Origin of the sequence: Aestuariibius insulae (genome assembly GCF_040783535.2) — a bacterium.
Lineage (GTDB): Bacteria > Pseudomonadota > Alphaproteobacteria > Rhodobacterales > Rhodobacteraceae > Aestuariibius > Aestuariibius insulae.
In genome coordinates this window covers 1065811-1087492 of record NZ_JBFONW020000001.1, presented here as the reverse complement: position 1 = coordinate 1087492, position 21682 = coordinate 1065811, and the positions used below count along the sequence as shown (strand labels likewise).

General features: G+C 61.9%; 23 protein-coding genes and 1 tRNA gene. 10 read left to right on the top strand and 14 right to left on the bottom strand.

The features are described 5' to 3' along the window. Positions 1 to 240 carry a hypothetical protein gene (locus AAD018_RS05330; protein WP_367313163.1) on the bottom strand — a complete coding sequence of 80 codons (240 nt, stop codon included), beginning with the start codon at positions 238 to 240 and terminating at the stop codon, positions 1 to 3. Positions 241 to 910: 670 nt separating this feature from the next. Between AAD018_RS05330 and AAD018_RS05325 the strand changes: the two genes are divergently transcribed. Continuing rightward, positions 911 to 1093 (top strand): hypothetical protein, encoded by a 183-nt coding sequence (locus AAD018_RS05325; protein WP_367313164.1) that lies wholly within the window; start codon positions 911 to 913, stop codon positions 1091 to 1093. Between the two features lie 56 nt (positions 1094 to 1149). Beyond that, complete coding sequence (locus tag AAD018_RS05320; RefSeq protein WP_412005179.1) at positions 1150 to 1443, top strand: hypothetical protein; 294 nt, start codon at positions 1150 to 1152, stop codon at positions 1441 to 1443. Between the two features lie 4 nt (positions 1444 to 1447). Here the strand turns inward: AAD018_RS05320 and AAD018_RS05315 are convergent, their stop codons facing one another. Further along, positions 1448 to 2035, bottom strand: coding sequence for a hypothetical protein (locus tag AAD018_RS05315; RefSeq protein ID WP_367313165.1), 588 nt, complete (start codon positions 2033 to 2035; stop codon positions 1448 to 1450). Positions 2036 to 2228: 193 nt separating this feature from the next. After that, positions 2229 to 4028 carry a translation elongation factor 4 gene (lepA, locus tag AAD018_RS05310; RefSeq protein ID WP_367313166.1) on the bottom strand — a complete coding sequence of 600 codons (1800 nt, stop codon included), beginning with the start codon at positions 4026 to 4028 and terminating at the stop codon, positions 2229 to 2231. A 164-nt stretch (positions 4029 to 4192) separates the two neighbouring features. On the opposite strand from lepA, the gene AAD018_RS05305 reads away from it, so the two are divergent. The 4 genes from AAD018_RS05305 to AAD018_RS05290 all read left to right on the top strand — a co-directional run bounded on the left by AAD018_RS05305 (position 4193) and on the right by AAD018_RS05290 (position 7132). After that, positions 4193 to 4444, top strand: a complete 252-nt coding sequence (locus tag AAD018_RS05305) for a hypothetical protein (protein ID WP_367313167.1) — start codon at positions 4193 to 4195, stop codon at positions 4442 to 4444. Next, on the top strand, positions 4445 to 4822 hold the full coding sequence (locus AAD018_RS05300) for a type II toxin-antitoxin system death-on-curing family toxin (RefSeq protein ID WP_367313168.1): 378 nt from the start codon (positions 4445 to 4447) through the stop codon (positions 4820 to 4822). A gap of 62 nt (positions 4823 to 4884) precedes the next feature. Then, entirely contained in the window at positions 4885 to 6012 is a 1128-nt protein-coding gene (locus AAD018_RS05295) for a carboxylate-amine ligase (RefSeq protein WP_367313169.1), read from the top strand. Between the two features lie 109 nt (positions 6013 to 6121). Beyond that, the gene (locus tag AAD018_RS05290) at positions 6122 to 7132 is read left to right on the top strand and encodes a serine hydrolase domain-containing protein (RefSeq protein ID WP_367313170.1); all 1011 of its coding nucleotides are present in this window, start codon (positions 6122 to 6124) and stop codon (positions 7130 to 7132) included. Positions 7133 to 7140: 8 nt separating this feature from the next. Here the strand turns inward: AAD018_RS05290 and AAD018_RS05285 are convergent, their stop codons facing one another. The 8 genes from AAD018_RS05285 to AAD018_RS05250 all read right to left on the bottom strand — a co-directional run bounded on the left by AAD018_RS05285 (position 7141) and on the right by AAD018_RS05250 (position 15735). Further along, on the bottom strand, positions 7141 to 7557 hold the full coding sequence (locus AAD018_RS05285; RefSeq protein ID WP_367313171.1) for a Na+/H+ antiporter subunit G: 417 nt from the start codon (positions 7555 to 7557) through the stop codon (positions 7141 to 7143). Then, positions 7554 to 7841 (bottom strand): K+/H+ antiporter subunit F, encoded by a 288-nt coding sequence (locus AAD018_RS05280; protein ID WP_367313172.1) that lies wholly within the window; start codon positions 7839 to 7841, stop codon positions 7554 to 7556. The genes AAD018_RS05285 and AAD018_RS05280 overlap by 4 nt, the downstream gene beginning before the upstream one ends. Further along, positions 7838 to 8338, bottom strand: coding sequence for a Na+/H+ antiporter subunit E (locus AAD018_RS05275; RefSeq protein WP_367313173.1), 501 nt, complete (start codon positions 8336 to 8338; stop codon positions 7838 to 7840). The genes AAD018_RS05280 and AAD018_RS05275 overlap by 4 nt, the downstream gene beginning before the upstream one ends. A gap of 1 nt (position 8339) precedes the next feature. Further along, positions 8340 to 9884: a monovalent cation/H+ antiporter subunit D gene (locus tag AAD018_RS05270; RefSeq protein WP_367313174.1), complete on the bottom strand. Its 1545-nt coding sequence runs from the start codon at positions 9882 to 9884 to the stop codon at positions 8340 to 8342. Continuing rightward, on the bottom strand, positions 9881 to 10237 hold the full coding sequence (locus tag AAD018_RS05265) for a Na+/H+ antiporter subunit C (protein WP_367313175.1): 357 nt from the start codon (positions 10235 to 10237) through the stop codon (positions 9881 to 9883). Before AAD018_RS05265 ends, AAD018_RS05270 begins: the two co-directional genes overlap by 4 nt. A 1-nt stretch (position 10238) precedes the next feature. Beyond that, positions 10239 to 13115 carry a monovalent cation/H+ antiporter subunit A gene (locus AAD018_RS05260; RefSeq protein ID WP_367313176.1) on the bottom strand — a complete coding sequence of 959 codons (2877 nt, stop codon included), beginning with the start codon at positions 13113 to 13115 and terminating at the stop codon, positions 10239 to 10241. 272 nt (positions 13116 to 13387) lie between these two features. Further along, on the bottom strand, positions 13388 to 15313 hold the full coding sequence (locus tag AAD018_RS05255) for a PhoX family protein (RefSeq protein WP_367313177.1): 1926 nt from the start codon (positions 15311 to 15313) through the stop codon (positions 13388 to 13390). Between the two features lie 134 nt (positions 15314 to 15447). Next, positions 15448 to 15735, bottom strand: a complete 288-nt coding sequence (locus AAD018_RS05250; protein ID WP_367313178.1) for an SH3 domain-containing protein — start codon at positions 15733 to 15735, stop codon at positions 15448 to 15450. Between the two features lie 327 nt (positions 15736 to 16062). On the opposite strand from AAD018_RS05250, the gene AAD018_RS05245 reads away from it, so the two are divergent. Together AAD018_RS05245 and AAD018_RS05240 are read left to right on the top strand one after the other, a co-directional pair. Then, a complete protein-coding gene (locus AAD018_RS05245) occupies positions 16063 to 16320 on the top strand; it encodes a YjhX family toxin (RefSeq protein WP_367313179.1) in 258 nt (85 codons plus the stop codon). 13 nt (positions 16321 to 16333) lie between these two features. Continuing rightward, entirely contained in the window at positions 16334 to 16798 is a 465-nt protein-coding gene (locus AAD018_RS05240; protein ID WP_367313180.1) for a GNAT family N-acetyltransferase, read from the top strand. 206 nt (positions 16799 to 17004) lie between these two features. Here the strand turns inward: AAD018_RS05240 and AAD018_RS05235 are convergent. Together AAD018_RS05235 and AAD018_RS05230 are read right to left on the bottom strand one after the other, a co-directional pair. Next, positions 17005 to 17080 (bottom strand) — tRNA-Ala (locus tag AAD018_RS05235). Between the two features lie 73 nt (positions 17081 to 17153). Further along, positions 17154 to 17495 carry a TIGR02300 family protein gene (locus AAD018_RS05230; protein WP_367313181.1) on the bottom strand — a complete coding sequence of 114 codons (342 nt, stop codon included), beginning with the start codon at positions 17493 to 17495 and terminating at the stop codon, positions 17154 to 17156. 113 nt (positions 17496 to 17608) lie between these two features. On the opposite strand from AAD018_RS05230, the gene AAD018_RS05225 reads away from it, so the two are divergent. Both AAD018_RS05225 and AAD018_RS05220 read left to right on the top strand, forming a co-directional pair. Continuing rightward, the gene (locus AAD018_RS05225; protein ID WP_367313182.1) at positions 17609 to 18301 is read left to right on the top strand and encodes a M48 family metallopeptidase; all 693 of its coding nucleotides are present in this window, start codon (positions 17609 to 17611) and stop codon (positions 18299 to 18301) included. A 35-nt stretch (positions 18302 to 18336) separates the two neighbouring features. Then, positions 18337 to 18984, top strand: coding sequence for a GntR family transcriptional regulator (locus tag AAD018_RS05220; protein ID WP_412005202.1), 648 nt, complete (start codon positions 18337 to 18339; stop codon positions 18982 to 18984). A gap of 7 nt (positions 18985 to 18991) precedes the next feature. Here AAD018_RS05220 and AAD018_RS05215 read toward each other — a convergent pair whose 3' ends face one another. Further along, positions 18992 to 21436, bottom strand: a complete 2445-nt coding sequence (locus AAD018_RS05215) for a GcvT family protein (protein WP_367313184.1) — start codon at positions 21434 to 21436, stop codon at positions 18992 to 18994. Between the last annotated feature and the right edge of the window lie 246 nt (positions 21437 to 21682).

Genomic DNA, 21682 nt, shown 5'->3' with positions numbered 1-21682 from the left:
TCAGCGCCAGCTCCGCTGGTCTCCCTCTGCCTGACAGCCAAGCGGAGGAAGTTGCTGGGCGAACCGCTCTTCAAGCTGCGCGCAGCCCCATGCACTGACCGGACCGGGCATGACCTGATTGAGCGTGATCCCGGCCTCGTCATAGGGGCTATCGCTCGATGTGACGTAGAAATAGTAGTAGCCACCAACAGCGCCTCCGAGCCCGAGGATCGTGCCAACGATGATCGCCAAAATCTTCATGTGAAATCTCCTGCAACTATGGGTGGACCATGGAGATGTCAGTGCGGGAGGGCAATGCTTGGTGACCGGTGTTTTTGTCGAGATGGCGATGGGTGGAGGCGGCTTGTCGTGCGCTTGCTGGCTATGAGCGGGGACGGGGATCCGAAGGCAGCGCCTGGCGGGGCAGGGTTAGGCTGGGGTTGGTGGTGTCAGGATGGGGACGGGGGTGATTGGTGGGAGGGGGAAGGAGCGCCCGCCCCGTGGGGTTCAGGAGGACCGTCGCGCTGGTGGCGCGGCGAAAGCCCTCTGAGCGGTGAGGCGTTGCTCGGTGGTGTCGCCGGGCGGAGAGAAAGGTGATGGGTGGCAAGCATCCATCCTACGCTTGCTGGGTTGGCAGACAGATATGGCGGGCAGGATCGAGGTCCGCCCGGCGATGGTCTATTCTCTGCATCGGATCGAGAGAGAAGAGGGCAGCGCCCGACCCGACGGGGCGCCTCTGAGCTAGTCGCACTGTTCTCCCGAAGTCCTACCGGAGTGCTGTTTGCACCGCTGCAAAAGCGCCCGCCCCGTGGGGGGCGGGTCGGGCGCTGCCCGGCGTGCCGCCGGGCGAGAGAGACCGAAGAACCTATACTCAAAGATTTCTGATTGTATACTTCTTAGAAAGTTATAACCTTAGGTAGAAAGAGGCCCAATGATAAACAGAATTCTGCTTCTAATAATTGCTGTTGGAATCTGGACTCTAGCACTCAAACCAGAAGGTTTAGCTGCACATGAAGATCAGACCTGTGAAGTCTATGGCGATGGCGTTGGTGAAGTAGACAGCAATGGAAAGGTTCATGTTATTGTCATTGGAGAAGCGGTTGGTTCACTTTAAATTAAAGAAGATCTACTAGGAGCTATTCATCATGGATATGCAATAAGGAATGGAGTATGATTTATACTGAAGGGATGATTAGGAAAGAAGCGCTGAAGGAACTCGATTCACATCCTCGCGGCACACTTACAACATCAGAGCTAATACAAGCTCTCGAGCTACGATTAAAACCTACCGGCAAAGATGCAGAAGTTGCAGACAATAGAAGTGATACATATTTCTCTCAGAAAGTTAGAAATCTCGTGTCACATAGAGCCCAGTCGACCGGGCTAGTCCACCAAGGTCTAGCGGTATACGACCCCGACAATGAGAGTTGGGCGATTACCGAACTCGGAAAAAAATCTGTATGAGATACTAGCTATATCTAGCTTTGTAACCAAGCGGCAGCCAATTTAACTCCGTGCCACCGATGTGATCTTGATCCCAGACAAACCAGGCGTAAGCTGTAGTACCGCTTCCTTTTCTAACTGCGCCTTTTGGGTAGAAGGTAATTCTTTCGCTAAATATCCAAACCTTGCTGGGAGGCTTTTCGTTAAAAATACTCTTTTGCCTTCCAGCACCCTCAAGGAAAGCAAGTCGAAGAAGCAAAGCGAACTTCTTTTTAGCACACCTTAAGCCAGAATGAACAAAATCTTCTGCTGCATTAAAGGGTGGATTTGTGATAACGTTAGTGTGACGGTCTGTTGCTTCACGAAAGTCGATACCGATTTCACCAAAACCGCGATCATAGAGATCAGAACTTCGAACCTTGCTAGAACTTTCACTTAGAACGTTAGACATTGCTCCATCACCACAGGCTGGCTCCCAAGTGTCACCTATAAACTCTTCATTTTCAATTAGTGCATAAGTGGCCCATGCTGGCGTTGGATAGAAGTCCGGACCGTCTATATCAGCAACTCGCTTTAGGGTTGGCTGCGGTGCCGCTACGAAGTGATTATTCATTGCCTGCCTCGTTTTTGCGGTGAGACTACAAAATAGAGAAAAACAAGCAAGAACCTCGTGAATCTGAACTAGAACAATGACTTACCGTTCTTAGCCCCTAAATCGAGCGGCGATCTCACCCAGCCTTGCACCGGGTGCCGCACGCGATTAGCTTCGCCATTCGCTGCCGCGCACTCGCCCTGAAAATGGACGGCTAGCCGTCCATTTTCAGGGCGCTTATAAATGCCTCCTGCGGGATATCCACCTTCCCGAACTGGCGCATCTTCTTCTTGCCCGCCTTCTGCTTCTCGAGGAGCTTTTTCTTACGGGTGGCGTCTCCGCCGTAGCATTTTGCGGTCACGTCCTTGCGCAGGGCGGCGAGGGTTTCTCGGGCGATGACGCGGCCTCCGATGGCGGCCTGGATCGGGATTTTGAACATGTGGCGCGGGATCAGGTCCTTGAGCTTTTCGCACATCGCGCGGCCGCGCATCTCGGCCCGGTCGCGGTGGACCATGATGGAGAGCGCGTCGACCGGCTCTTCGTTGACGAGGACCTGCATCTTGACGAGGGCATCCTCGCGGTAGCCCTCCATCGTGTAGTCGAAGGAGGCGTAGCCCTTGGTCACGGATTTGAGGCGGTCGTAGAAGTCGAAGACGACCTCGTTCAGCGGCAGATCGTAGACGACCATGGCGCGGGTGCCCGCATAGGTCAGATCCAGCTGGATACCGCGGCGATCCTGGCAAAGCTTGAGCACGTCGCCGAGATATTCGTCCGGCACGAGGATGGTCGCCTTGATGCGCGGCTCTTCGATGTGATCGACATGGGTGAGGTCGGGCATGTCGGCGGGGTTGTGCAGCTCGATCATCTCGCCATCGCGCATGTAGATGTGGTAGATCACGGAGGGCGCGGTGGTGATGAGCTCGATGTTGTATTCGCGTTCGATCCGGTCGCGGATCACCTCGAGATGGAGAAGGCCGAGGAAGCCGCAGCGGAAGCCGAAGCCGAGGGCGGCGGAGCTTTCCATCTCGAAGGAGAAGGAGGCGTCGTTGAGGGCGAGCTTTTCGATGGCGTCGCGCAGATCCTCGAATTCGGCGCTGTCGACGGGAAAGAGGCCGCAGAAGACGACGGGCTGGGACGGCTTGAAGCCGGGGAGCGCGTCGGTGGTGCCCTTCTTCTCGTGGGTGATCGTGTCGCCGACGCGGGTGTCGCGGACCTGCTTGATCGAGGCGGTCAGAAAGCCGATCTCGCCGGGGCCGAGCGCGTCGATGGTGGTGAGCGCGGGTTTGAAGACGCCGATCCGGTCGACATGGTGGACGGTGCCGTTGGAGAGGAACTTGATCCGCTCGCCTTTTTTCAGCTGGCCGTCGATGATGCGCACAAGGACGATGACGCCGAGATAGCTGTCGTACCAGCTGTCGACCAGCATCGCCTTAAGCGGGGCGTCCGGATCGCCCTTGGGGGCGGGCAGGTGCTGGACGATGGCCTCGAGCGTCTCGTGGATCCCCTGCCCCGTCTTGGCGGAGACTGCGATGGCGCCGGACGCGTCGATGCCGATGACGTCCTCGATCTGCTCGGCGACGCGGTCGAGATCGGAGGCCGGCAGGTCGATCTTGTTGAGGACCGGCACGATCTCGTGGTCGGCATCGATGGCGTGATAGACATTCGCGAGGGTCTGCGCCTCGACGCCCTGCGTGCTGTCGACGACGAGCAGCGAGCCTTCGACCGCGCGCATGGAGCGGGAGACCTCGTAGGCGAAGTCGACATGGCCGGGCGTGTCGATGAGGTTGAGCACATAGGCCTGCCCGTCATCGGCGGTGTAGTCGATCCGGACGGTCTGTGCCTTGATCGTGATGCCGCGCTCGCGCTCGATATCCATGCTGTCGAGCATCTGCTCTTTCATGTCGCGGTCCTGCACCGTCCCCGTCTCCTGGATCAGGCGGTCGGCGAGCGTGGACTTGCCATGGTCGATATGTGCGACGATGGAGAAATTACGGATATGGGCAAGGTCGGTCATTGCAGTGATATGCGGGGGAACGGTCAAACGGTCAATGGGGCAGAAGCGCCGCGGAGATCGATCGGATTTTATACATTTGAGTGTATATTATTTCGCATATGGAGTTGCACGATGGTATAGGAGGAGTATATCAACCGGGCGACGTTATATGAAGGAGCGGTCAGATGACCCGCCTGCTGACGAACGAGATAGCCACGATGACCGAGCTGCGCGAGCCACAGAAGGTGCTTGACCGCGCGCGGGGCAAGCCGGTGGCGATCATGAAGAACTCCAAGCCTGTGGGGTATTTCGTGCCGATCGAGGCTGTATCTGAACCGGAAGAGCACCGGACAGCGACCATGGAAGAGATCATGGATATCATGCGTCGGCGCAAGGAGATCGACCAGCCTGTTCTCGACTACCTTCGCGACAAGTAAATGGCTTTCAATCTTTTGACGACCAAGCTGGTCGTCGCCATTCACGACGAGGTTTTGAACCCCGGCGAATTGCAAGGTCTGGCCAGAGATAAGTCACTGGACGGAGCGCTTGCCCGGGTCGACAACAAACTTGCCTACGGGATGATCCGCGACGTCTTTGATTTGGCTGCCGCCTACGCCGAAGCCATTGCGACAGGTCATTGTTTTAACGATGCGAACAAACGTACGGCTTATCAAGCCACGGTTCTTCTCCTGGAGGCGAATAGTGTCTCGATGGCATTCGCCTCTGACGAAATCGGCCCCCTCATAATCGAGCTGGCGCAGCGCAAGCTTGAGGGTGAGGATCTGGCCGATTGGCTTCGGGCGCGGGCCGGTTAGAGGGACCCGTTCGAAACCCGTTGTACTTGACCCCTGCTTGCGGGCACTCTTGGCGGATGGTGATGACAGAGCCCAGTTTCAGCATTGGGATCGAGGAGGAGTATCTTCTTGTCGATCTTGAGACGCTGAGCCTCGCCCCAGCGCCTGATGCGCTGATGGCGGCATGCAAGGCGGAGCTGGATCGGCAGGTCAGTCCGGAATTCCTGCAATGCCAGATCGAAGTCGGGACTGTCGTCTGCGCCGATATCGCAGAGGCGCGCACGGATCTGGCGCATTTGCGGCGCACGATCAAGGCGGCGGCTGCTGAACACGGGCTGGCTCCGCTGGCGGTGTCGACGCATCCGTTCTCAAAGTGGGACGATCAGGCGTTCACCGACCGCAAGCGCTATCGCGAGCTGGAGGACGATCTGGAGCATGTCGCGCGGCGAATGCTGATCTGCGGAATGCATGTTCATGTTGGGATCGAGGATGAGGATCTGCGCATCGATCTGATGAATCAGGCCTCCTATTTCATGCCGCATCTGTTGGCGCTGTCGACTTCCTCTCCGTTCTGGGAGGGGAATGATACAGGGCTGAGCTCGTATCGGCTGAGCGTCTTTGACAACATGCCGCGCACGGGGCTGCCGCCACGGTTTCACAGCTTTGCGGAGTATCGCCGGACGGTCGAGACGATCATCCGCACAGGCGATATCGAGGATGCGACGAAGATCTGGTGGGATCTGCGTCCGTCGGACACCTATCCGACGCTCGAGACGCGGATCTGCGATATCTCGCCCCGGATGGAGGATGCGCTCACGCTGGCGGCGCTGATCCAGAGTCTGATGCGGGCGCTGAGCGATCTGCGGCGGTCGAACCGGCAATGGCGGTCCTATGACCGGTTCCTGATGGAGGAAAACCGCTGGCGGGCGCAGCGTTATGGATCGACGGATAGTCTGATCGATCTGGGGATCGAGACGCTGGTGCCGGTAACAGAGCTGGTCGAGGAGTTGATCGAGTTCGTGGAGCCCCATGCCGACGTGCTGGGCTGCCTCGCAGAGGTCGAGAATGCCCGGACCATCGCGCAGGCGGGCACGTCGGCAGACCGGCAGAGATTTGTGCATGAGGCGGCCGTCAAAGCGGGGGCGAGCGACGCCGAAGCGCTGAAGGCGGTGGTCGAGATGCTGCTGGCAGAGTTCAGCGAAGGGCTTTGACGGGCGGGATATAACGTCACTGTCAGGCGCTGTTATTTGCCAATTTCGCTTGCCCGGATCATCGAGGGACATAGGTCCCTTGATCACATCCCAAGCAGGTATATCGCCCATGTCCGATCTCAGTCGCCGCCATGTCCTGACCGGTCTTGCCGGGCTTGTCGCCTGCCCTGCCCTCGCGCAGTCCGGCCCTTGGGATGCGGCTGTGGGACGGGCCCGGGCCTTGGATCAATGCCATGCGATGCTGGTGCGGATGGGCGGGCGCGAGGTCGTCGCGGAGGTGTTTCGGGGGCCGGGGATCCGGACGGCGGTGCCGATCAAGTCGGTGTCGAAGACTGTGGTGGCGGCCCTGACCGGGGCCGCGCTTGACCGGGGGGAGATCCCGTCGCTGGAGGCGACGCTGGCCGAGGTGGCGCCGCGGCTGATTCCGCGCGGCGCGGACGAACGGGTGGGCGAGATCACGGTTGAGAACCTTGTAACGATGCAGGCCGGGCTGGAGCGGACGTCGGGCGCCAATTACGGCGGCTGGGTGAGCAGCGGCAATTGGGTGGCCAATGCGCTGTCGCGCCCCTTCGTGGCCGAACCGGGGAGCCGGATGCTCTATTCGACGGGGTCCTTTCACGTGCTCGGCGCGGTGCTGTCGGAGGTGTCGGGGCAGAGCCTGCTGGCGCTGGCACGGGAGCGGCTTGGCGGGCCGCTCGGGATCGAGATCCCCGCTTGGACGCGGGATCCGCAGGGACGGTACCTGGGCGGCAACGAGATGTCGATGAGCCTGCCCGCGATGGTGCGCTTTGGTGAGATGTACTTGAGCGGGGGCGCCTTGGGCGGCACGCAGGTTCTGAGCGGCGATTGGGTTGAGCGGTCGCTGGAGCCGCGGACGCGTTCGCCCTTTTCGGGGCTGAGCTATGGGTATGGCTGGTTTCTGGGGCGATCAGGCGGCGACCGATATGCTTTGGCGCGAGGCTATGGCGGGCAGATCATCTGCATCGTGCCGACGCTGGATTTGACTATCGCGATTACCTCTGATCCGACACGGCCCGCGCGCAGCGGCGGGTATTTCGGGGACCTGATGCGGCTGATCGAAGCAGATCTTTTGCCCGCCGCACGGGACGAGATGGCCTGAGGTTTGGCTTAACCTGCTGTTTCTTCCCCATGACGTTCGGCGGCGATGACGTCGACAAGATCCTCGTGCCCGCCGGGAGCGTCGAGCGTGGACCATGTGCGGTCGCGCGGAGGCGGCGGAGGCGTTTCGCAGGTGCGGCGGTGCAGATTCACCTTTGCCATAAAATTCGCCGAGATGGGCGCGGTCACGAAGAGGAAGGCCATGATCAGCAGCTCGTGCATGGAGCCGTCGGCGAAGGTGTAGGAGTGGATCATCGAGGCGAGGAGCAGCGCGCCAACGCCCATCGTGCCGACCTTGGTTGGGGCATGCAGGCGGGTCAGGGAGTCGTTGAATTTCAGCAGGCCGATAGCCCCAACAAGGGTAAAGATCGCCCCGATGAAGAGGCAGATCGCGACGGCAATGGTTCCGATCAGCTCGAGGGTCATTCGATGATATCTCCCCGAAGGACGAAGCGGGCATAGGCCACCGTCGAGACGAAGCCCAGCATCGCGATAATGAGCGAAACCTCGAAATAGATGCGGCTGCCCTGGGCGATCCCCAGAAGGACGATCAGGCCGATCGCGTTCACGACCATTGTGTCGAGCGCGAGGATCCGGTCGCCGGTATTGGGACCGATGACGAGGCGGACCATCGACATGATCTGCGAAAGCGCCACCACAACGAAGGCGATGGTCAAAGCGATGTTCATGAGATCGGCGGCGAATGTCATACGAAGATCTCCTTCAATCGGCGCTCGTAGCGCTGCTTGATCTGATCGCGCACGGCGTCTGGATCGTCGGTGTCGAGCGCGTGAACCAAAAGGCTGTGGCCTTCATCGGACAGATCTGCCGAGACGGTCCCGGGGGTCAGGGTGATCGTGCCGGCGAGCACCGTGATCGCCTCTGGCTGGCGCAGGTCGAGCGGGACGACGACCCAGGCGGGCCTGAGCTTGTCATTCGGGCGGGTGAGGACGATCCAGGCAACCTCTACATTGGCGATAAGGATATCCCAAAGCACGAGGAGCACATAAGAGATCATCTTGCCCAGCCGGAAGCCGCGCGGCGTATCAGGCCACCAGGCTGCGGTGCCCCAGGGGATAATGATGCCGAGGATCAGGCCGAAGACGATCATACCTGCCGAGATATTGTTCTGCAGCAGCGTCCAGACAACGGCGAGCAGAAGCGTAAGGAACGGGTGCGGCAGAAGCCAGCGGAGTGCGCCCTTCATGTCAGTTCGCCTCCTCTTTCGGGCTGAGCTTGCCGGGCGTGTCCATCACGGTGGAGATGTAAGGCTCGGGTGAGAAGAGCTGTTCTGAGATAGCTGTTGTATAGCCGGTCATGGGGCCTGCGAATACCGTATGGGCCGCCAGAAGCGTCACGATCCCGCCGACCGCGACATAGGAAAGAGCCGCCGGGGCGGGGGGCGGCTTGGGCGCGTCGTCTTCGGGCGTGATGCTTTTCGCTTTCCAGAAGACGATGCTGCCCGCCCGGGCGAAACCGACGACGCCGACGAGGCTCGCGCCGAGGATTGTGGCCCAGGTCCAGACGACGAGAGGCGAGGTGAAGGCCGCATCGAGGATCAGCAGCTTGCCGACGAAGCCCGAGAGGGGCGGCAGGCCTGTCATCGCGATGGCGCTGACGAAGAAGAGGGCCGATGTGAAGGCCGCTCCGGTCATGGGCGGCATAGCCGTCAGGCGCAGGCTACCCCGGCCCGACTGGACAAGATCGACGATCAGGAAAAGCGCGGCCGCCGCCAGTGTCGAGTGGACCATATAGTAAAGCGCGGCGGCGATCCCTTCCGGCGTAAAGAGCGCGATGGAGATCAGGACCATGCCCATGGAGCCAACGACAGAAAACGCGACCAGCCGGTCGATCCGCCGGGCGGCCAGAACGCCGATCATCCCGATGGCCATAGAGGCGAGCGCGGCGGGTAGAAGCCAGACCGAATGCAGGCCCGCTGTCGCCTCGAGATCAGGCGGGAAGACCATCGTGTAGACGCGGATGATCGCATAGGCGCCGACTTTGGTCATGATCGCAAAGAGGGCCGCGACCGGCGCAGGCGCTTCGGCATAGCTGGACGGCAGCCAGAAATGCAGCGGTACAAGAGCGGCCTTGACGGCGAAGACCAGCAGCAAAAGGACGGCGGCGACGCGGATGCCCACCGTCGCCTCCGGCCCGATCAGCGTGACGCGCTGCGCCAGATCGGCCATGTTGAGCGTTCCGGCCTCGGCGTAGATGGACCCCAGCGCGAAGAGAAAGAGGGTCGAGCCGAGCAGGTTATAGAGGACGTATTGGACGCCCGCGCGCAGCCGCTCGTTGCCGCCTGCATGGATCATCAGGCCGTAGGAGGCGATCAGCAAGACCTCGAAGAAAACAAAGAGGTTGAAGAGGTCTCCGGTCAGGAAGGCGCCCATGATCCCCATCAGCTGGAACTGGAAAAGCGCGTGGAAGTGCCTGCCCTTGCGGTCCCAGCCGGAGCTGACAGCATAGAGCAGGACGAAGAAGCCAAGCACCGCCGTTAGGAGCACCATCATGGTGGAGAGCCGGTCCCCGATCAGAACGATGCCGAAGGGGGCGGCCCAGTCGCCCAGCTGGTAGAGCGCGATGCTGCCGTCCGAGGCCTGCCAGGCCAGGCCTGCGGTAATGGCGATCAGACCGACGACGCCGGCGAGGGACACCACGCGCTGGATGCCGATATGGTAGCGCGCGGCCAGCACGATGAAGGGCGCCAGAATGGCGGGCAGCATGACGGGAGCGACGATCCAGTGGGTCATGGCCGCTCCTCCACCCGGGGGTCGGGGCCTTCGGTGGGATCATCCACGTGATCGTCGTCGGAGCCGAGATAGGCGCCAAGCGCGATCATCACAACAACGGCGGTCATCCCGAAGGAGATCACGATGGCGGTCAGGACAAGCGCTTGCGGGAGCGGGTCGGCATAGACGTCGACGCCGTCGCGCAGGATGCCGGGCGAGCCGGTCGTCAGGCGACCGGAGGCAAAGAGAAAGACGTTCACCGCATAGGTCAGCAGCGAGATGCCGAGGATCACGGGGAAGGTGCGCAGGCGCATCACGAGGTAGAGCCCTGCGGCGGTAAGGATGCCGATGGCGGAGGCGACGAGAATTTCCATATTACCAATCCCCCGCCAAACCTGAGCCCGCGGGGGGCGGATCGTCCCGGGAAGGATCGATATCCATCGCGTGCTCGCTTTCTTCGGAATGGGCCCGGCGGGCAAGGCGCGAGAAGCTTTCGAGCGACAGCATTACGGCACCGACGACGCTGAGGAAGACACCGAGGTCGAAGATCAGCGCTGTGGCCAGCTCGAACTCGTTGAAGGGCGGGATGCGGACATAGGTGAAGTCCGTGGTCATGAAGGGCTTGCCAACGAACCACGACCCGATGCCGGTCAGGCCCGCGATCAGGACGCCCGCGCCGATCACACCATGATAAGGGTAGCGCAGCCGCGCGGAGGCCCAGCTGAAGCCGCTGGCCATGTATTGCATCACGACGGCGATCGAGACGACGAGACCGGCGATAAAGCCGCCGCCTGGCTCGTTATGGCCGCGCAGGAAGATGTAGAAGCCAACCATCAGGACGACCGGCATGATGACGCGGGTCAGAACGACCATCATCATCGGGTGCATATCGCCCGAAAGCGGCTGGTCGGGCGTGCGGTTCAGCAGGCGCGCGCGGACCGGGCCGGAGAGAAGCGTTTCGGTGAGCGCGTAGATCAGCAGCGCCGCGATGCCGAGGACGATGATTTCGCCATAGGTGTCGAAGCCGCGGAAGTCGACGAGGATCACGTTGACGACATTCGTGCCGCCGCCGCCCTTGTAGGAGTTGGCGAGGTGGAATTCAGAGATCGCGGGCGCGATGCTGTCTCGCAGCAGGTAGTGGTAGGACAGCGCCATAGTGGCGAGGCCGCCCGCGACGGCAATCGCTCCGTCCCGGGTGCGGCGCAGGATGCTGCTTTCTTTGGGCGTGCGGTTGGGCAGGAAGTTAAGTGCCAGCAGGAGCAGGATGATCGTCACAACCTCGACCGTGAATTGGGTCAGGGCCAGGTCGGGGGCGCTGAAGAAGACGAAGCCGACCGACACCATGAGGCCGACAATGCCGATCAGGATCAGCGACAGGAGGCGGTTGCGGTGCAGGAAGACGAGCCCGCAGGTGGCGGCGACGAGCATGAGCCAGGCGGCGACCTCGACCGGGCCTGCGGCCTGCATCGCGCGGCTGGCTGCGCCAACGCTGCCGGTCATCCAGGCATGGGTGCCTGCGGCGATGACGGCCACAGCGAAAATGGAGCCGTAGCGCGAGAAGGCACCGTCATGGATCCGGTGGGTGAAGGCGCGCGAAAGGCGGACGGTGGCGTCGATGATAGCGTCGAAGATCACCTTGGCCTCGGGGCGCGGTGTCGCGTCCCAGAGGCGGAGGGTGGGGCGGAAGATCGCGAGAAGGAGCGCTCCTCCGACGACGGCGGCGATCGACATGAAAAGCGCCGGGACCAGACCGTGCCAGATCTTGAAATAGGCGGTCGGCACGTCGCCTTCGCCGCCTAGAACCGAGGCGGTCACGAGTTTGACAAAGGGTTCGGCAAGGAATGGAGCGACGCCGATGATCACGACGAGGACGACGAGGATCGCGGGCGGCAGCCACAGGCCCGAGCCGGGATCGTGCGGCTTGGCCGGATAGTCGTCGCGGACGGGACCGAAGAAAACGTGGCCAATCAGGCGGAAACAGTAGGCGGCCGAGAAAAGCGATCCGACGGTCGCCATGACCGGGACCAGAAGCGGCATGCCGAAAAGGACAGTGTCGGTGGTTTCCTCTAGCATCATCTCTTTTGAGAGGAAGCCGTTGAGGAACGGGATCCCGGCCATCGAAAGCGCCGCGAGGGTCGCGATGACGAAGGTGACCGGCATCAGGTGTCTGAGCCCGCCGAGGCGGCGGATGTCTCGGGTATGGGCCTCGTGATCGATGATCCCCGCCGACATGAAAAGCGCGGCCTTGAACGTGGCGTGGTTGAGAATGTGGAAGATCGCCGCCATGGCGCCGAAAGCGGTGCCGGTGCCCAGCAGCATCGTGATGAGACCCAGATGGCTGACCGTCGAGAAGGCCAGAAGCGCCTTCAGGTCGTGTTTGAACAGCGCGATGACGGCACCGAGGACCATGGTAATGAGGCCCGCGGTCGTGACGATCATGAACCATTCGGGCGTCCCCGACAGGACCGGCCAAAGCCGGGCCATCAGGAAGATCCCGGCCTTCACCATGGTTGCCGAATGCAGATAGGCCGAGACGGGTGTCGGCGCAGCCATGGCGTGCGGCAGCCAGAAGTGGAACGGGAACTGCGCGGATTTTGTGAAGCAGCCGAGCAGGATCAAAATCAGCGCAGGCAGGTAAAGGGGCGACTCCTGAATGAGCTCGCGGTTCTGCAGGATCACGCTGAGATCGTAGCTGCCCGCGATCTGGCCGAGGATCAGCATTCCGCCGATCATCGCAAGCCCGCCCATTCCCGTGACAGCAAGCGCCATGCGGGCGCCTTGCCGCCCTTCGGGCAGGTGCTTCCAATAGCCGATCAGCAGGAAGGACGAGAGCGATGTCAGCTCCCAGAAGACCAGCAAAAGCAGAATGTTATCGCTGAGGACGATACCGACCATCGCGCCCTGAAAGAGCAGCAGATAGGTAAAGAACTCGCCCATATTGTCGTCGCGCGAGAGATAAAAACGCGCATAGGTGATGATGAGCAGACCGATGCCCAGGATCAGGGCGGCAAAGAAGAAGCCAAGCCCGTCGAGCATGAAGGTCGCGTTAAGGCCCAGAAGCGGCATCCAGTCGACGCGGGCGGTCACGACCTCTCCGGCGAGAACGGCGGGAAGATGGGAGAGAAGGCCGATCGAAGCGGCGAGCGTGACGGTGAAGGTTACGCCCGCGCAGGCTTGCCGACCGGCGGAGTTCATCAGGCCCGGAAGAAGCGCACCAAGGAAGGGCAACGCCACGATGAGGAAGAGGGACACGCGAGCTCCTTACCTTTTGGCCGTCAGTCTGGCCTCTTTTGTGGTAGTTTCCGCCCTACCTCAAGAGGCGACCCGCCAGGGCGCATCTTGATCGATCGCGTCCACTTCTGATGCTTCAGATAGTCACAGCCCGGGAAAGTCCAGCTTTTCCGGCATTCCGCGTGCTGCATCTGCGAGACGGCGATCGCGTGGCCGGCCCAGAGCGAGTGGCAAAAAAGAAAACGGCGCGCCTCTTTTCAAGACGCGCCGTCGGTAGCTGGAGCGGGTCTTGTCTAACCGACCAGAGCGTTGTCGTCCCGCGTGACCGTGACGATGGCCGAACGCGGCAGGCTGCCTTCGCCATCGGGGAAGGGCTGACCGGGGTGCTGGATGCCGACGAACATCGTGCGCCGGTCGGCCGACCAGGTGAGGCCGGTGACCTCGCAGCCGTTCGGGCCGGTCAGAAAGCGGCGGATCTCTCCGGTCGCCGGATCGCCCGCGAGCATCTGGTTGTTGCCCATGCCCGCGAAGTCGCCTTCGTTGGAATCGTCGCCATCGGTCTGGATCCAGATCAGACCGGCAGTGTCGATCTGCATCCCGTCCGGCGAGTTGAAGAGGTTGCCCGCGTTGATGTTGGCCGTTCCGGCGTAAAGATCGTCGCCGTGAACCTCCGGGTTGCCCGCCATGACGTAGAGATCCCAGTCGAAGCTCTCGGCGCCGTGATCGTCCTCATGTGGACGCCAGCGGACGATCTGGCCGTAATTGTTGATCTCGCGCGGGTTGACCGCGTTGACCTCCATCGGATCGCCGCCCGCATTGGTTTTGACCACGCCGCCATCTTCCTTGGCGCCGCGGTTGCGGTTGTTGGTCAGGCAGCAATAGGCCTCGACCGCGGTCGGATTGACTGCGATCCATTCGGGACGGTCCATTGTCGTCGCACCGACGGCGGAGGCGGCCATGCGGGTGAAGATCGAGATCTCGGCGGGCTCCATCCCCGTCGCCTCGGGCGTCAGGGCAACCCACTGGCCGGTCATGTCGTCGTCGAACCGCGCTACGAAGAGCTGGCCATCCGACAAGAGCGTCGAGGTATCGCCGCCCGCGACGTAGATGCCCGTGGAGACCCATTTATACATGAACTCGCCCCGTTCATCATCGCCCATATAGACGACGACCCGGCCTTCGGGGGTCAGTGCATAGGCGGCGTTCTCGTGCTTGAAGCGGCCCAGGGCGGTGTGCTTGACCGGTGTCGCCTCCGGATCCCACGGATCGATCTCTACGATGTAGCCCGCGCGATGGGGCTCGTTTGGGTTCTGCGAGATGTCGAAGCGCGCGTCGAAGCCGTGATAGTTGTAGCGGCCCGCATCGATGTCGGTCGAGACGCCGTAGCGCCGGTAGCCCTGCATCACGGCCTCGTCTCCCAACACCTCTTGCGTGGTTCCGAAATAGCCGTTGAAGTTTTCTTCGCAGGTCAGATAGGTGCCCCAGGGGGTTCGGCCCGATCCGCAATTGTTGAACGTGCCGAGCGACTGGGTGCCGGTTTCATCGGCAGCGGTCTTGAGCAGGTCGTGCCCGGCGGCGGGGCCGTCGATCACCATGGGCGTGTTGTGATGGATGCGGCGATTGTAGGCGCTGTCGACAACCACGGACCAGCCATCCGCACCCTCGACCACTTCCATGACGTTGACGCCTTGGAAGTTCTGCAGCCGCAAGACATCGTCAGCGGAGCTTGCCTCGCCGTCCTGACTGGCGGGCAGGTTGATCTTGGGGTTCGGGTATTCGCTGTTGACCACAAGAAGCTCGGTTCCGCCCTGGTGAAAAAGCTCCATCCCGTCGGTATTCTCGCCGAAAACGCGGTCGGACCCTTCGGTCGGGATGCCCGTTTCGGGATCGAAGGCGGGCGCGTCTGGAAAGAGCGGATCGCCCCAGCGCACGAGGACATCCCAGCTATAGCCGTTCGGCACGTGCACGGTGCCGTCAGTCTGCGGCGCGAGCTGTTCGAAGGCAAAGCGGCTGGTCTGCTGGGCGGCGACGGGGCTGCCCTTGAGGAAGGCCGTTCCCATGACGGCCGCGCCCGATCCGAAGGCGAGCGTTCCGCCCAGAAAGCTGCGACGCGAGATCGCGCGTTCGACGACGCGGTCGAATTCCTGCACCTTGGATCTTGGGAATCGAACCTCGTCCCATTCGTCTGCGGACAGGTCTGAAAGATCGGCCTTGCTCATGAAGAACTCCTTGCTGTGGCTGGGGAGACGGCGGAATTGCCGTCCGTGGCCGCAGGATAGAGGGCCAAGCAAAAAGTTCTGTGACAGCGCGGCAGGAGAACCGACGCAAGGCGGGCAAGAGCGACGGGGTGGCTTCAGCTATCTGATAGATAATCTGCCGAGACATATCCCGTGATCTGCGGCGCATCGGCGAGCGAGACGCGGCACCAAAGCTGACCAAGCTCGGTCACGCAGTTGCGCCGATTGAGCGGCGTTCCGTCCGGTAGCCCCAGAATGACGCGATATCCCAGCCCCGGCCCGGCCCGCAGCTTGAGCAGTTCATCCGGCCCCGTCCGGTCGACGGCGGTGCGGTCGGCCAATCCGGCATCGCATCCGGCGAGAAGGATAAGAGCCAAGAAAAAGGGAAGGGTCCTGCGGTACATGATCTGCCTCGTTCGGTTTTCTTTCTGGATAGACCGGGATGCGGGCAAATCCCAGTCTGCTTTCGCGAGATCCCCGAAGTGCGCCGCAAAGGCAGCTCGGCGGGCGACCACGCCTTCCGGCAAGTTTTTTGAATGTCTGCTTGCCAAGACCCGTTTGTCGCAATAATCGCGGATCACGTCCTGCATCAAAGCAGAGCGATGGAGATTTTATGTCTACGATTGCGGCCCGCCGCTAAGGTCCACTTCTTTGGACCGACCTGAACCAAAAGACTTCCGCGCGGGATGCCGGAGGCCTTTTCGGCTGACGTAAGATCAAGAGACACTCCATTGAATATCTCAAAGCACGAACAGCGTGTTTTGCACGTTCTGGCGCAAGGTGGAGCCATCCACTTCGAGCGCATGACGAACGGCAAGGTGCGCGACGTCTCCTGCTTCACGCGAGACGGCCATGTGTTGGCCGATTGCTCGCTGAAGCTTTTCGACCGCCTGAAGAAGCGGCGGCTCATCAAATCGGTGAACGGACGACCCTACCGCGCCACGTGGCTCGGCATTCGCTCTGTGAACCCACAATACAATAACCGATAAGGACACTGAGATCATGACAGATCCAATCATCAAACCGACGTCTTCGGACGATATCCCGAATCTTCAGGCCGTTCTGGGCGGAACGCAGCTGTTTCCAAGCGAAATGCTTCCCGGCATGCTGGCCGCTGCCCTGGCAGGGGAGACGGATGCCTTCTGGCTGTCCTGTCTGCATGGGGGCGAGGCCGTCGGTCTGTGCTACACGGTCCCCGAAGATCTGGCGGATGGCACGTGGAACATGCTCGCGCTTGCGGTCCGCCCGGATCGGCAAGGCAAGGGTCTGGGCGCTGCACTGGTCGCCGCCGCCGAGAGGCATCTGGCGGATCAAGGGCAGCGTATTCTGATCGTGGACACATCCGGCACCGATGACTTTGCCCTGACACGCAAGTTCTACGCGCAAAATGGCTATGAGGAAGAGGCGCGGATCCGAGATTTCTGGGCCGAGGGAGACGATAAGGTGATCTTCCGAAAGGCGCTCTGACACGAGAGGTCCTTTGCCACTACCGTGGCAGAGGGCATCCATCGCCGATATGCGCCTATCGTGCGGAGCCCTGTAGAACGGGCCCAAACTAGACCATGATTTCACAGAATGTCGGGCATGAACGTACGCGATAGCCCCGTCTCTTCAACGGCGTGGCAGTCCATTCTGCCGCTGCGAGGGCACTTTTTTGCAAACGATGAGGTGTTTGGTGGAGCCTAGGGGAGTCGAACCCCTGACCTCTTGCATGCCATGCAAGCGCTCTCCCAACTGAGCTAAGGCCCCGACCGGGCGGACGCCTGAGACGCCGCCTCGCGTTCTCTATGCGAGTGACCCGCACGAGATCAAGTGTAAAACGTCAGCTGTCCTCGTCGCTATCGGAGGCCACGTCGGCGATATCGTCGAGCGAAACCTCGTCGTCGTCGTCGTCGTCCTCGAGCACATCATCGCCCAGATCGACATCGGCCTCGTCTTCCTCGTCATCATCATCGTCGAGAACGATCTCGTCTTCGTCTTCCTTGGCCTTCAGCTTCTTGGTCTGTGCATCCTCGGCATCGGCGACCATGGTCCGCGTCTTGCCTGTCTCGACCTCGACGACCTCTCCCGTATAGGGGCTGACGATCGGATTGGCATTCAGGTCATAGAAGCGTTTGCCGGTCGTCGGGCACAGGCGCTTGGTGCCCCATTCTTCCTTCGGCATGGGTAAGGTCCCTTCCTGGATCAATTCGTACACTTGCAGCGGATCGGCGTCCCCTGCCATAAGCCGGGCATCGTGTCAAAGACCCGGTCCGGTTCATTGTTCAGGAGCGCGATATGGGACGTCTTGTCCTTGCTGGCAACCCCCCTATCGATGTCGTGCTGCGGCGCTCGGCTGCGGCCAAACGGATGTCGCTTCGGATCTCGGGGCTGGACGGCCGGGTGACGCTGACGGTGCCGCGCCGGGTCAGCGACCGCGAGGCGCGATCCTTTGCGCAGGGCAAACGGGCGTGGCTTGAGGATCATCTGAGGGCGCAGCCTGTCTTTCGCCCCGTAGGGATCGGGGAAACTGTGGCGTTCGAGGGGTCGGAGGTGGCGGTTCGGTCCGCTCCGGTTCGAGCGGCGCGGCTGGAGGATGGTGTGCTGCTGGTGCCTGAGCGGTACGAGAATGCCGGGCGGCAGGTGATGGCCTTTCTCAAGCGGCAGGCCGATCTGCGGCTACGGGCGGCATGCGATGACTATGCGGAGCGGATCGGGCGACCTTACGGGCGGTTGACGCTGCGCGATACGCGCTCGCGCTGGGGGTCGTGTTCGTCGCGGGGGGATCTGATGTTTTCCTGGCGGCTGATGATGGCGCCTGCCGATGTGCTGGACTACGTGGCGGCCCATGAGGTCGCGCATCTGGTGCATATGGATCATTCCGCCCGGTTCTGGGCGGCGGTCGAGGCGATCTATCCAGGATTTCAGGTCCAGCGCGGGTGGCTTCGGACGCATGGGGAAGCCTTGCATCTTTACCGGTTCGAGGATTGACGCAGGCGGCCTCTGCCTTCAGATCAGGGGCGATGATGCTGCCAAACGTGACACCCGCGCCAGCGACCGCTGCGCATGAGCGCATCTACAGAACGCTTCGCACCCAGATCCTGCACGGGGAGATCGCGCCTGCGGAGGCGCTGACGATCCGAGGGGTGGCAAGCTCCTTTGACGTGTCGATGACCCCAGCAAGAGAGGCTGTGCGGCGGCTGGTGGCGGAAGGCGCGCTGTCGCTGTCAGCTTCGGGGCGGGTGGCGACGCCAGAGCTGTCGAGCGACCGGATCGAGGAGCTGGCCGCGTTGCGCGCCTTGCTAGAGCCGGAACTGGCTTCGCGCGCCCTGCCCCGCGCGCATTTCGCGCTGATCGACCGGCTGGAGACGATCAATGCCGCGATCGCGCAGGCGATCATGCGCAAGGATGCGTCTGGCTATATCCGGACGAACCTCGAATTTCACCGCGCGCTGTATCTCAGGGCGCAGGCCCCGGCGATGCTGGCGCTAACCGAGACGGTCTGGCTTCAGCTTGGGCCGACGATGGGGGCGCTTTATGGCAAGCTAAAACGGACGGCGCCGCCGCATCATCACAAGCTGATTCTGGCGGCCCTGCGCGCCGGAGACGAGCCGAGCCTGCGGCTTGCCGTTCGGATGGATGTCACGCAAGGGTTGAGGATGTTGCGGACCTGAAAAGGCGTCAGGCCTTCATCCGCTCGGACGTTGGATCGTAGAGCGGCTTGAGCGAGGCCTCGGCTGGGATCCGGTCTCCCATCACGTCGATCTCGTAGGTGGAGGAGAGGACGTCCGCCGCGCTCTCGCCTTTGCTCGGCACGTATCCAAGGCCGATCGCGCCGCCCAGATGGTGGCCGTAGCTGCCCGATGTTAGGTGGCCGACGATCTCGCCGTTGCGCAGGATCGGCTCGTGGTGGAAGAGCAGCGGTTCGGGATCGGTGAGGCGGAACTGCACGAGGCGCGACTGCGGGCCGGTCTGTTTGCGGGTGAGCACGGCTGCGCGGCCGATAAAATCGGGCTTGTCGGTTTTTACGGCAAATCCGAGGCCCGCATCGATGACGTGATCCTCGCAGGTGATGTCGTGGCCAAAATGGCGAAAGCCCTTCTCCATCCGGCAGCTATCCATCATGTGAAGGCCGCAGAGCTTGAGGTCGAGATCGGCGCCCTCGGCCATGATCGTTTCGAAGACATGGGCGGCCATGTCGGAGGAGACATAGATCTCCCAACCGAGTTCTCCGACGTAGCTGACGCGGTGGGCGCGGGCGAGGGCCATGCCGATTTCGATCTCGCGGGCCGTGCCGAACGGATGGGTGGCGTTGCTGAAGTCGTTGGGCGAGATGCGGGTGAGCAAGTCACGCGATCTGGGGCCCATGAGTGCGAGAACGGCCTCACCCGCCGTTACGTCGGTAAGGGTCACGCGACGGCCTTCAATATGGCGGGCCATCCAGGTTTGATCGGCAAGACGTGTCGCGGCGGGCGTGACGACGAGATAGGCCGTTTCAGACAGCCGGGTGACGGTGACGTCCGCCTCGATCCCGCCGGAGTGGTTGAGGAACTGGGTGTAGACGATCTTTCCAGGCGGGACGGAAAAGTCGCCCCCTCCGATATGGTTCAGGAAGGCCTCGGCCTCGGGGCCTTCGACGCGGATCTTGCCGAAGGAGGACATGTCGTAGAGGCCGACATTTGTGCGGATAGCTTTGTGTTCGGCAGCAACGTTGTCGAACCAGGCGGGGCGTTTCCAGCTATAGGTATAGGCGCTGTCCTGGCCGGGGTTGGCGAACCAGTTGGCGCGCTCCCACCCGGCGAGCTCTCCCATTACCGCGCCCTGATCGAGAAGCTCGCGGTGGATTGGGGAGCGGCGGATCCCGCGGGCCGTGGCCTTTTGCCGGAACGGATAGTGGTCGGCATAGAGGAGGCCGAGCGTTTCTTTGGAGCGTTCGAACAGGTAATGGCGGTTGCCCTGAAAGGGCTGCATCCGGGCGATATCCACGTCACCGAGATCGGAGGGCCGTTCGCCGGTGTCCATCCAGTGCGCGAGCGCCATGCCGGCGCCGCCCGCCGACTGGATGCCGATGGAGTTGAAGCCCGCGGCGACCCAGACATTGGTGCTCTCGGGAGCGAGGCCCAGATGGTAGGCGTCGTCGGGGGTGAAGCTTTCGGGACCGTTGAAAAACGTGTGGATGCCCGCGTTCTCCAGCACCGGCATTCGGGCGCAGGCCTGTTCGAGGATCGGTTCGAAATGGTCGAAATCCTCGGGGAGTTGATCGAATTCAAAGCTGTCGGGGATGCCCTCCCTGCCCCAGGGCTTGGCCTCGGGTTCGAATGCGCCGAGGAGGATCTTGCCCGCATCCTCTTTGTAATAAGCGCATTCGTCAGGGACACGCAGGACGGGCATGCGGGTCAGGCCTTCGATGGCTTCGGTGACGATGTAGAAATGCTCGCAAGCATGGAGCGGCACGTTCACACCCGCCATGTGCCCGACCTCGCGGGCCCACATGCCGGCGCAATTCACCACCATGTCGCAGGTGGTGTAGCCGGATTCTCTGTCCGTCTCCCAATCGACGCCGGTGACGGTCTTGCCGTCGCGGTGGATCCCGGTGACCTTGGTTTGCTCATAGATGCGAGCACCCCGGTTGCGGGCGCCTTTGGCGAGCGCGAGGGCGATATTCGCGGGATCCCCCTGCCCGTCTTTCGGCAGCCAGACGCCCGCTGTGACGCCATCTGTATTCAGCAGCGGGTAACGTGCGGCGACCTCGGCGGGAGACATCTCGAAGGCCTCGACGTCGAAGGCGCGGGCCATGGCGGCCTGGCGCAGGATCTCCTCGCGCCGGTCCTGGGTTAGAGCGACGGTGATCGAGCCGCAGCGCACGAAGCCGGTCGCGATGCCGGTTTCGTCCTCGAGCTGGCCGTAAAGCTCCTGGCTGTACTTGGCGAGCCGGGTCATGTTCTGGCTGGCCCTGAGCTGCGCGATCAGGCCTGCGGCGTGCCATGTCGTGCCCGAGGTAAGCTGTTTTCGCTCGAGCAGGACGACATCGGTCCAGCCCAGCCTGGCCAGATGATAGGCGACCGAGCATCCGATGATGCCGCCGCCGATGATGACGGCGCGGGCATGGGATGGCGGTGAGGTCATAAGGATCTGTCCTGTCGCGGGATCGGCACTGCGCCGGGGCATATCGCATCCAACTTGGCCGGTCCTGTCAATCGCCTGTTAAGGGTTCCGGTTGACATGAGCGGCGCAAAGACCTCCCTTTGGCGTGATCTCCGGGGACGGCGCTGGCGCTATCCCATGGACATGCACTGGACACCCGGCGGGCTTTGGCCCTGAAGTGTCGTCGACCAAAGAGATGCGCGCAACGTTCGCCGGACCGGCAGAGGC

Coding starts and splice junctions, on each gene's coding strand:
- AAD018_RS05315 (WP_367313165.1), bottom strand. CDS start 2,035: ATGAATAATCACTTCGTAGCGGCACCGCAGCCAACCCTAAAGCGAGTT.
- AAD018_RS05225 (WP_367313182.1), top strand. CDS start 17,609: ATGGGACGTCTTGTCCTTGCTGGCAACCCCCCTATCGATGTCGTGCTG.
- AAD018_RS05220 (WP_412005202.1), top strand. CDS start 18,337: ATGCTGCCAAACGTGACACCCGCGCCAGCGACCGCTGCGCATGAGCGC.
- AAD018_RS05290 (WP_367313170.1), top strand. CDS start 6,122: ATGTCCGATCTCAGTCGCCGCCATGTCCTGACCGGTCTTGCCGGGCTT.
- AAD018_RS05320 (WP_412005179.1), top strand. CDS start 1,150: ATGATTTATACTGAAGGGATGATTAGGAAAGAAGCGCTGAAGGAACTC.
- AAD018_RS05300 (WP_367313168.1), top strand. CDS start 4,445: ATGGCTTTCAATCTTTTGACGACCAAGCTGGTCGTCGCCATTCACGAC.
- AAD018_RS05215 (WP_367313184.1), bottom strand. CDS start 21,436: ATGACCTCACCGCCATCCCATGCCCGCGCCGTCATCATCGGCGGCGGC.
- AAD018_RS05255 (WP_367313177.1), bottom strand. CDS start 15,313: ATGAGCAAGGCCGATCTTTCAGACCTGTCCGCAGACGAATGGGACGAG.
- AAD018_RS05265 (WP_367313175.1), bottom strand. CDS start 10,237: ATGGAAATTCTCGTCGCCTCCGCCATCGGCATCCTTACCGCCGCAGGG.
- AAD018_RS05270 (WP_367313174.1), bottom strand. CDS start 9,884: ATGACCCACTGGATCGTCGCTCCCGTCATGCTGCCCGCCATTCTGGCG.
- AAD018_RS05325 (WP_367313164.1), top strand. CDS start 911: ATGATAAACAGAATTCTGCTTCTAATAATTGCTGTTGGAATCTGGACT.
- AAD018_RS05275 (WP_367313173.1), bottom strand. CDS start 8,338: ATGAAGGGCGCACTCCGCTGGCTTCTGCCGCACCCGTTCCTTACGCTT.
- AAD018_RS05285 (WP_367313171.1), bottom strand. CDS start 7,557: ATGACCCTCGAGCTGATCGGAACCATTGCCGTCGCGATCTGCCTCTTC.
- AAD018_RS05330 (WP_367313163.1), bottom strand. CDS start 240: ATGAAGATTTTGGCGATCATCGTTGGCACGATCCTCGGGCTCGGAGGC.
- AAD018_RS05230 (WP_367313181.1), bottom strand. CDS start 17,495: ATGCCGAAGGAAGAATGGGGCACCAAGCGCCTGTGCCCGACGACCGGC.
- lepA (WP_367313166.1), bottom strand. CDS start 4,028: ATGACCGACCTTGCCCATATCCGTAATTTCTCCATCGTCGCACATATC.
- AAD018_RS05305 (WP_367313167.1), top strand. CDS start 4,193: ATGACCCGCCTGCTGACGAACGAGATAGCCACGATGACCGAGCTGCGC.
- AAD018_RS05280 (WP_367313172.1), bottom strand. CDS start 7,841: ATGACATTCGCCGCCGATCTCATGAACATCGCTTTGACCATCGCCTTC.
- AAD018_RS05295 (WP_367313169.1), top strand. CDS start 4,885: ATGACAGAGCCCAGTTTCAGCATTGGGATCGAGGAGGAGTATCTTCTT.
- AAD018_RS05250 (WP_367313178.1), bottom strand. CDS start 15,735: ATGTACCGCAGGACCCTTCCCTTTTTCTTGGCTCTTATCCTTCTCGCC.
- AAD018_RS05240 (WP_367313180.1), top strand. CDS start 16,334: ATGACAGATCCAATCATCAAACCGACGTCTTCGGACGATATCCCGAAT.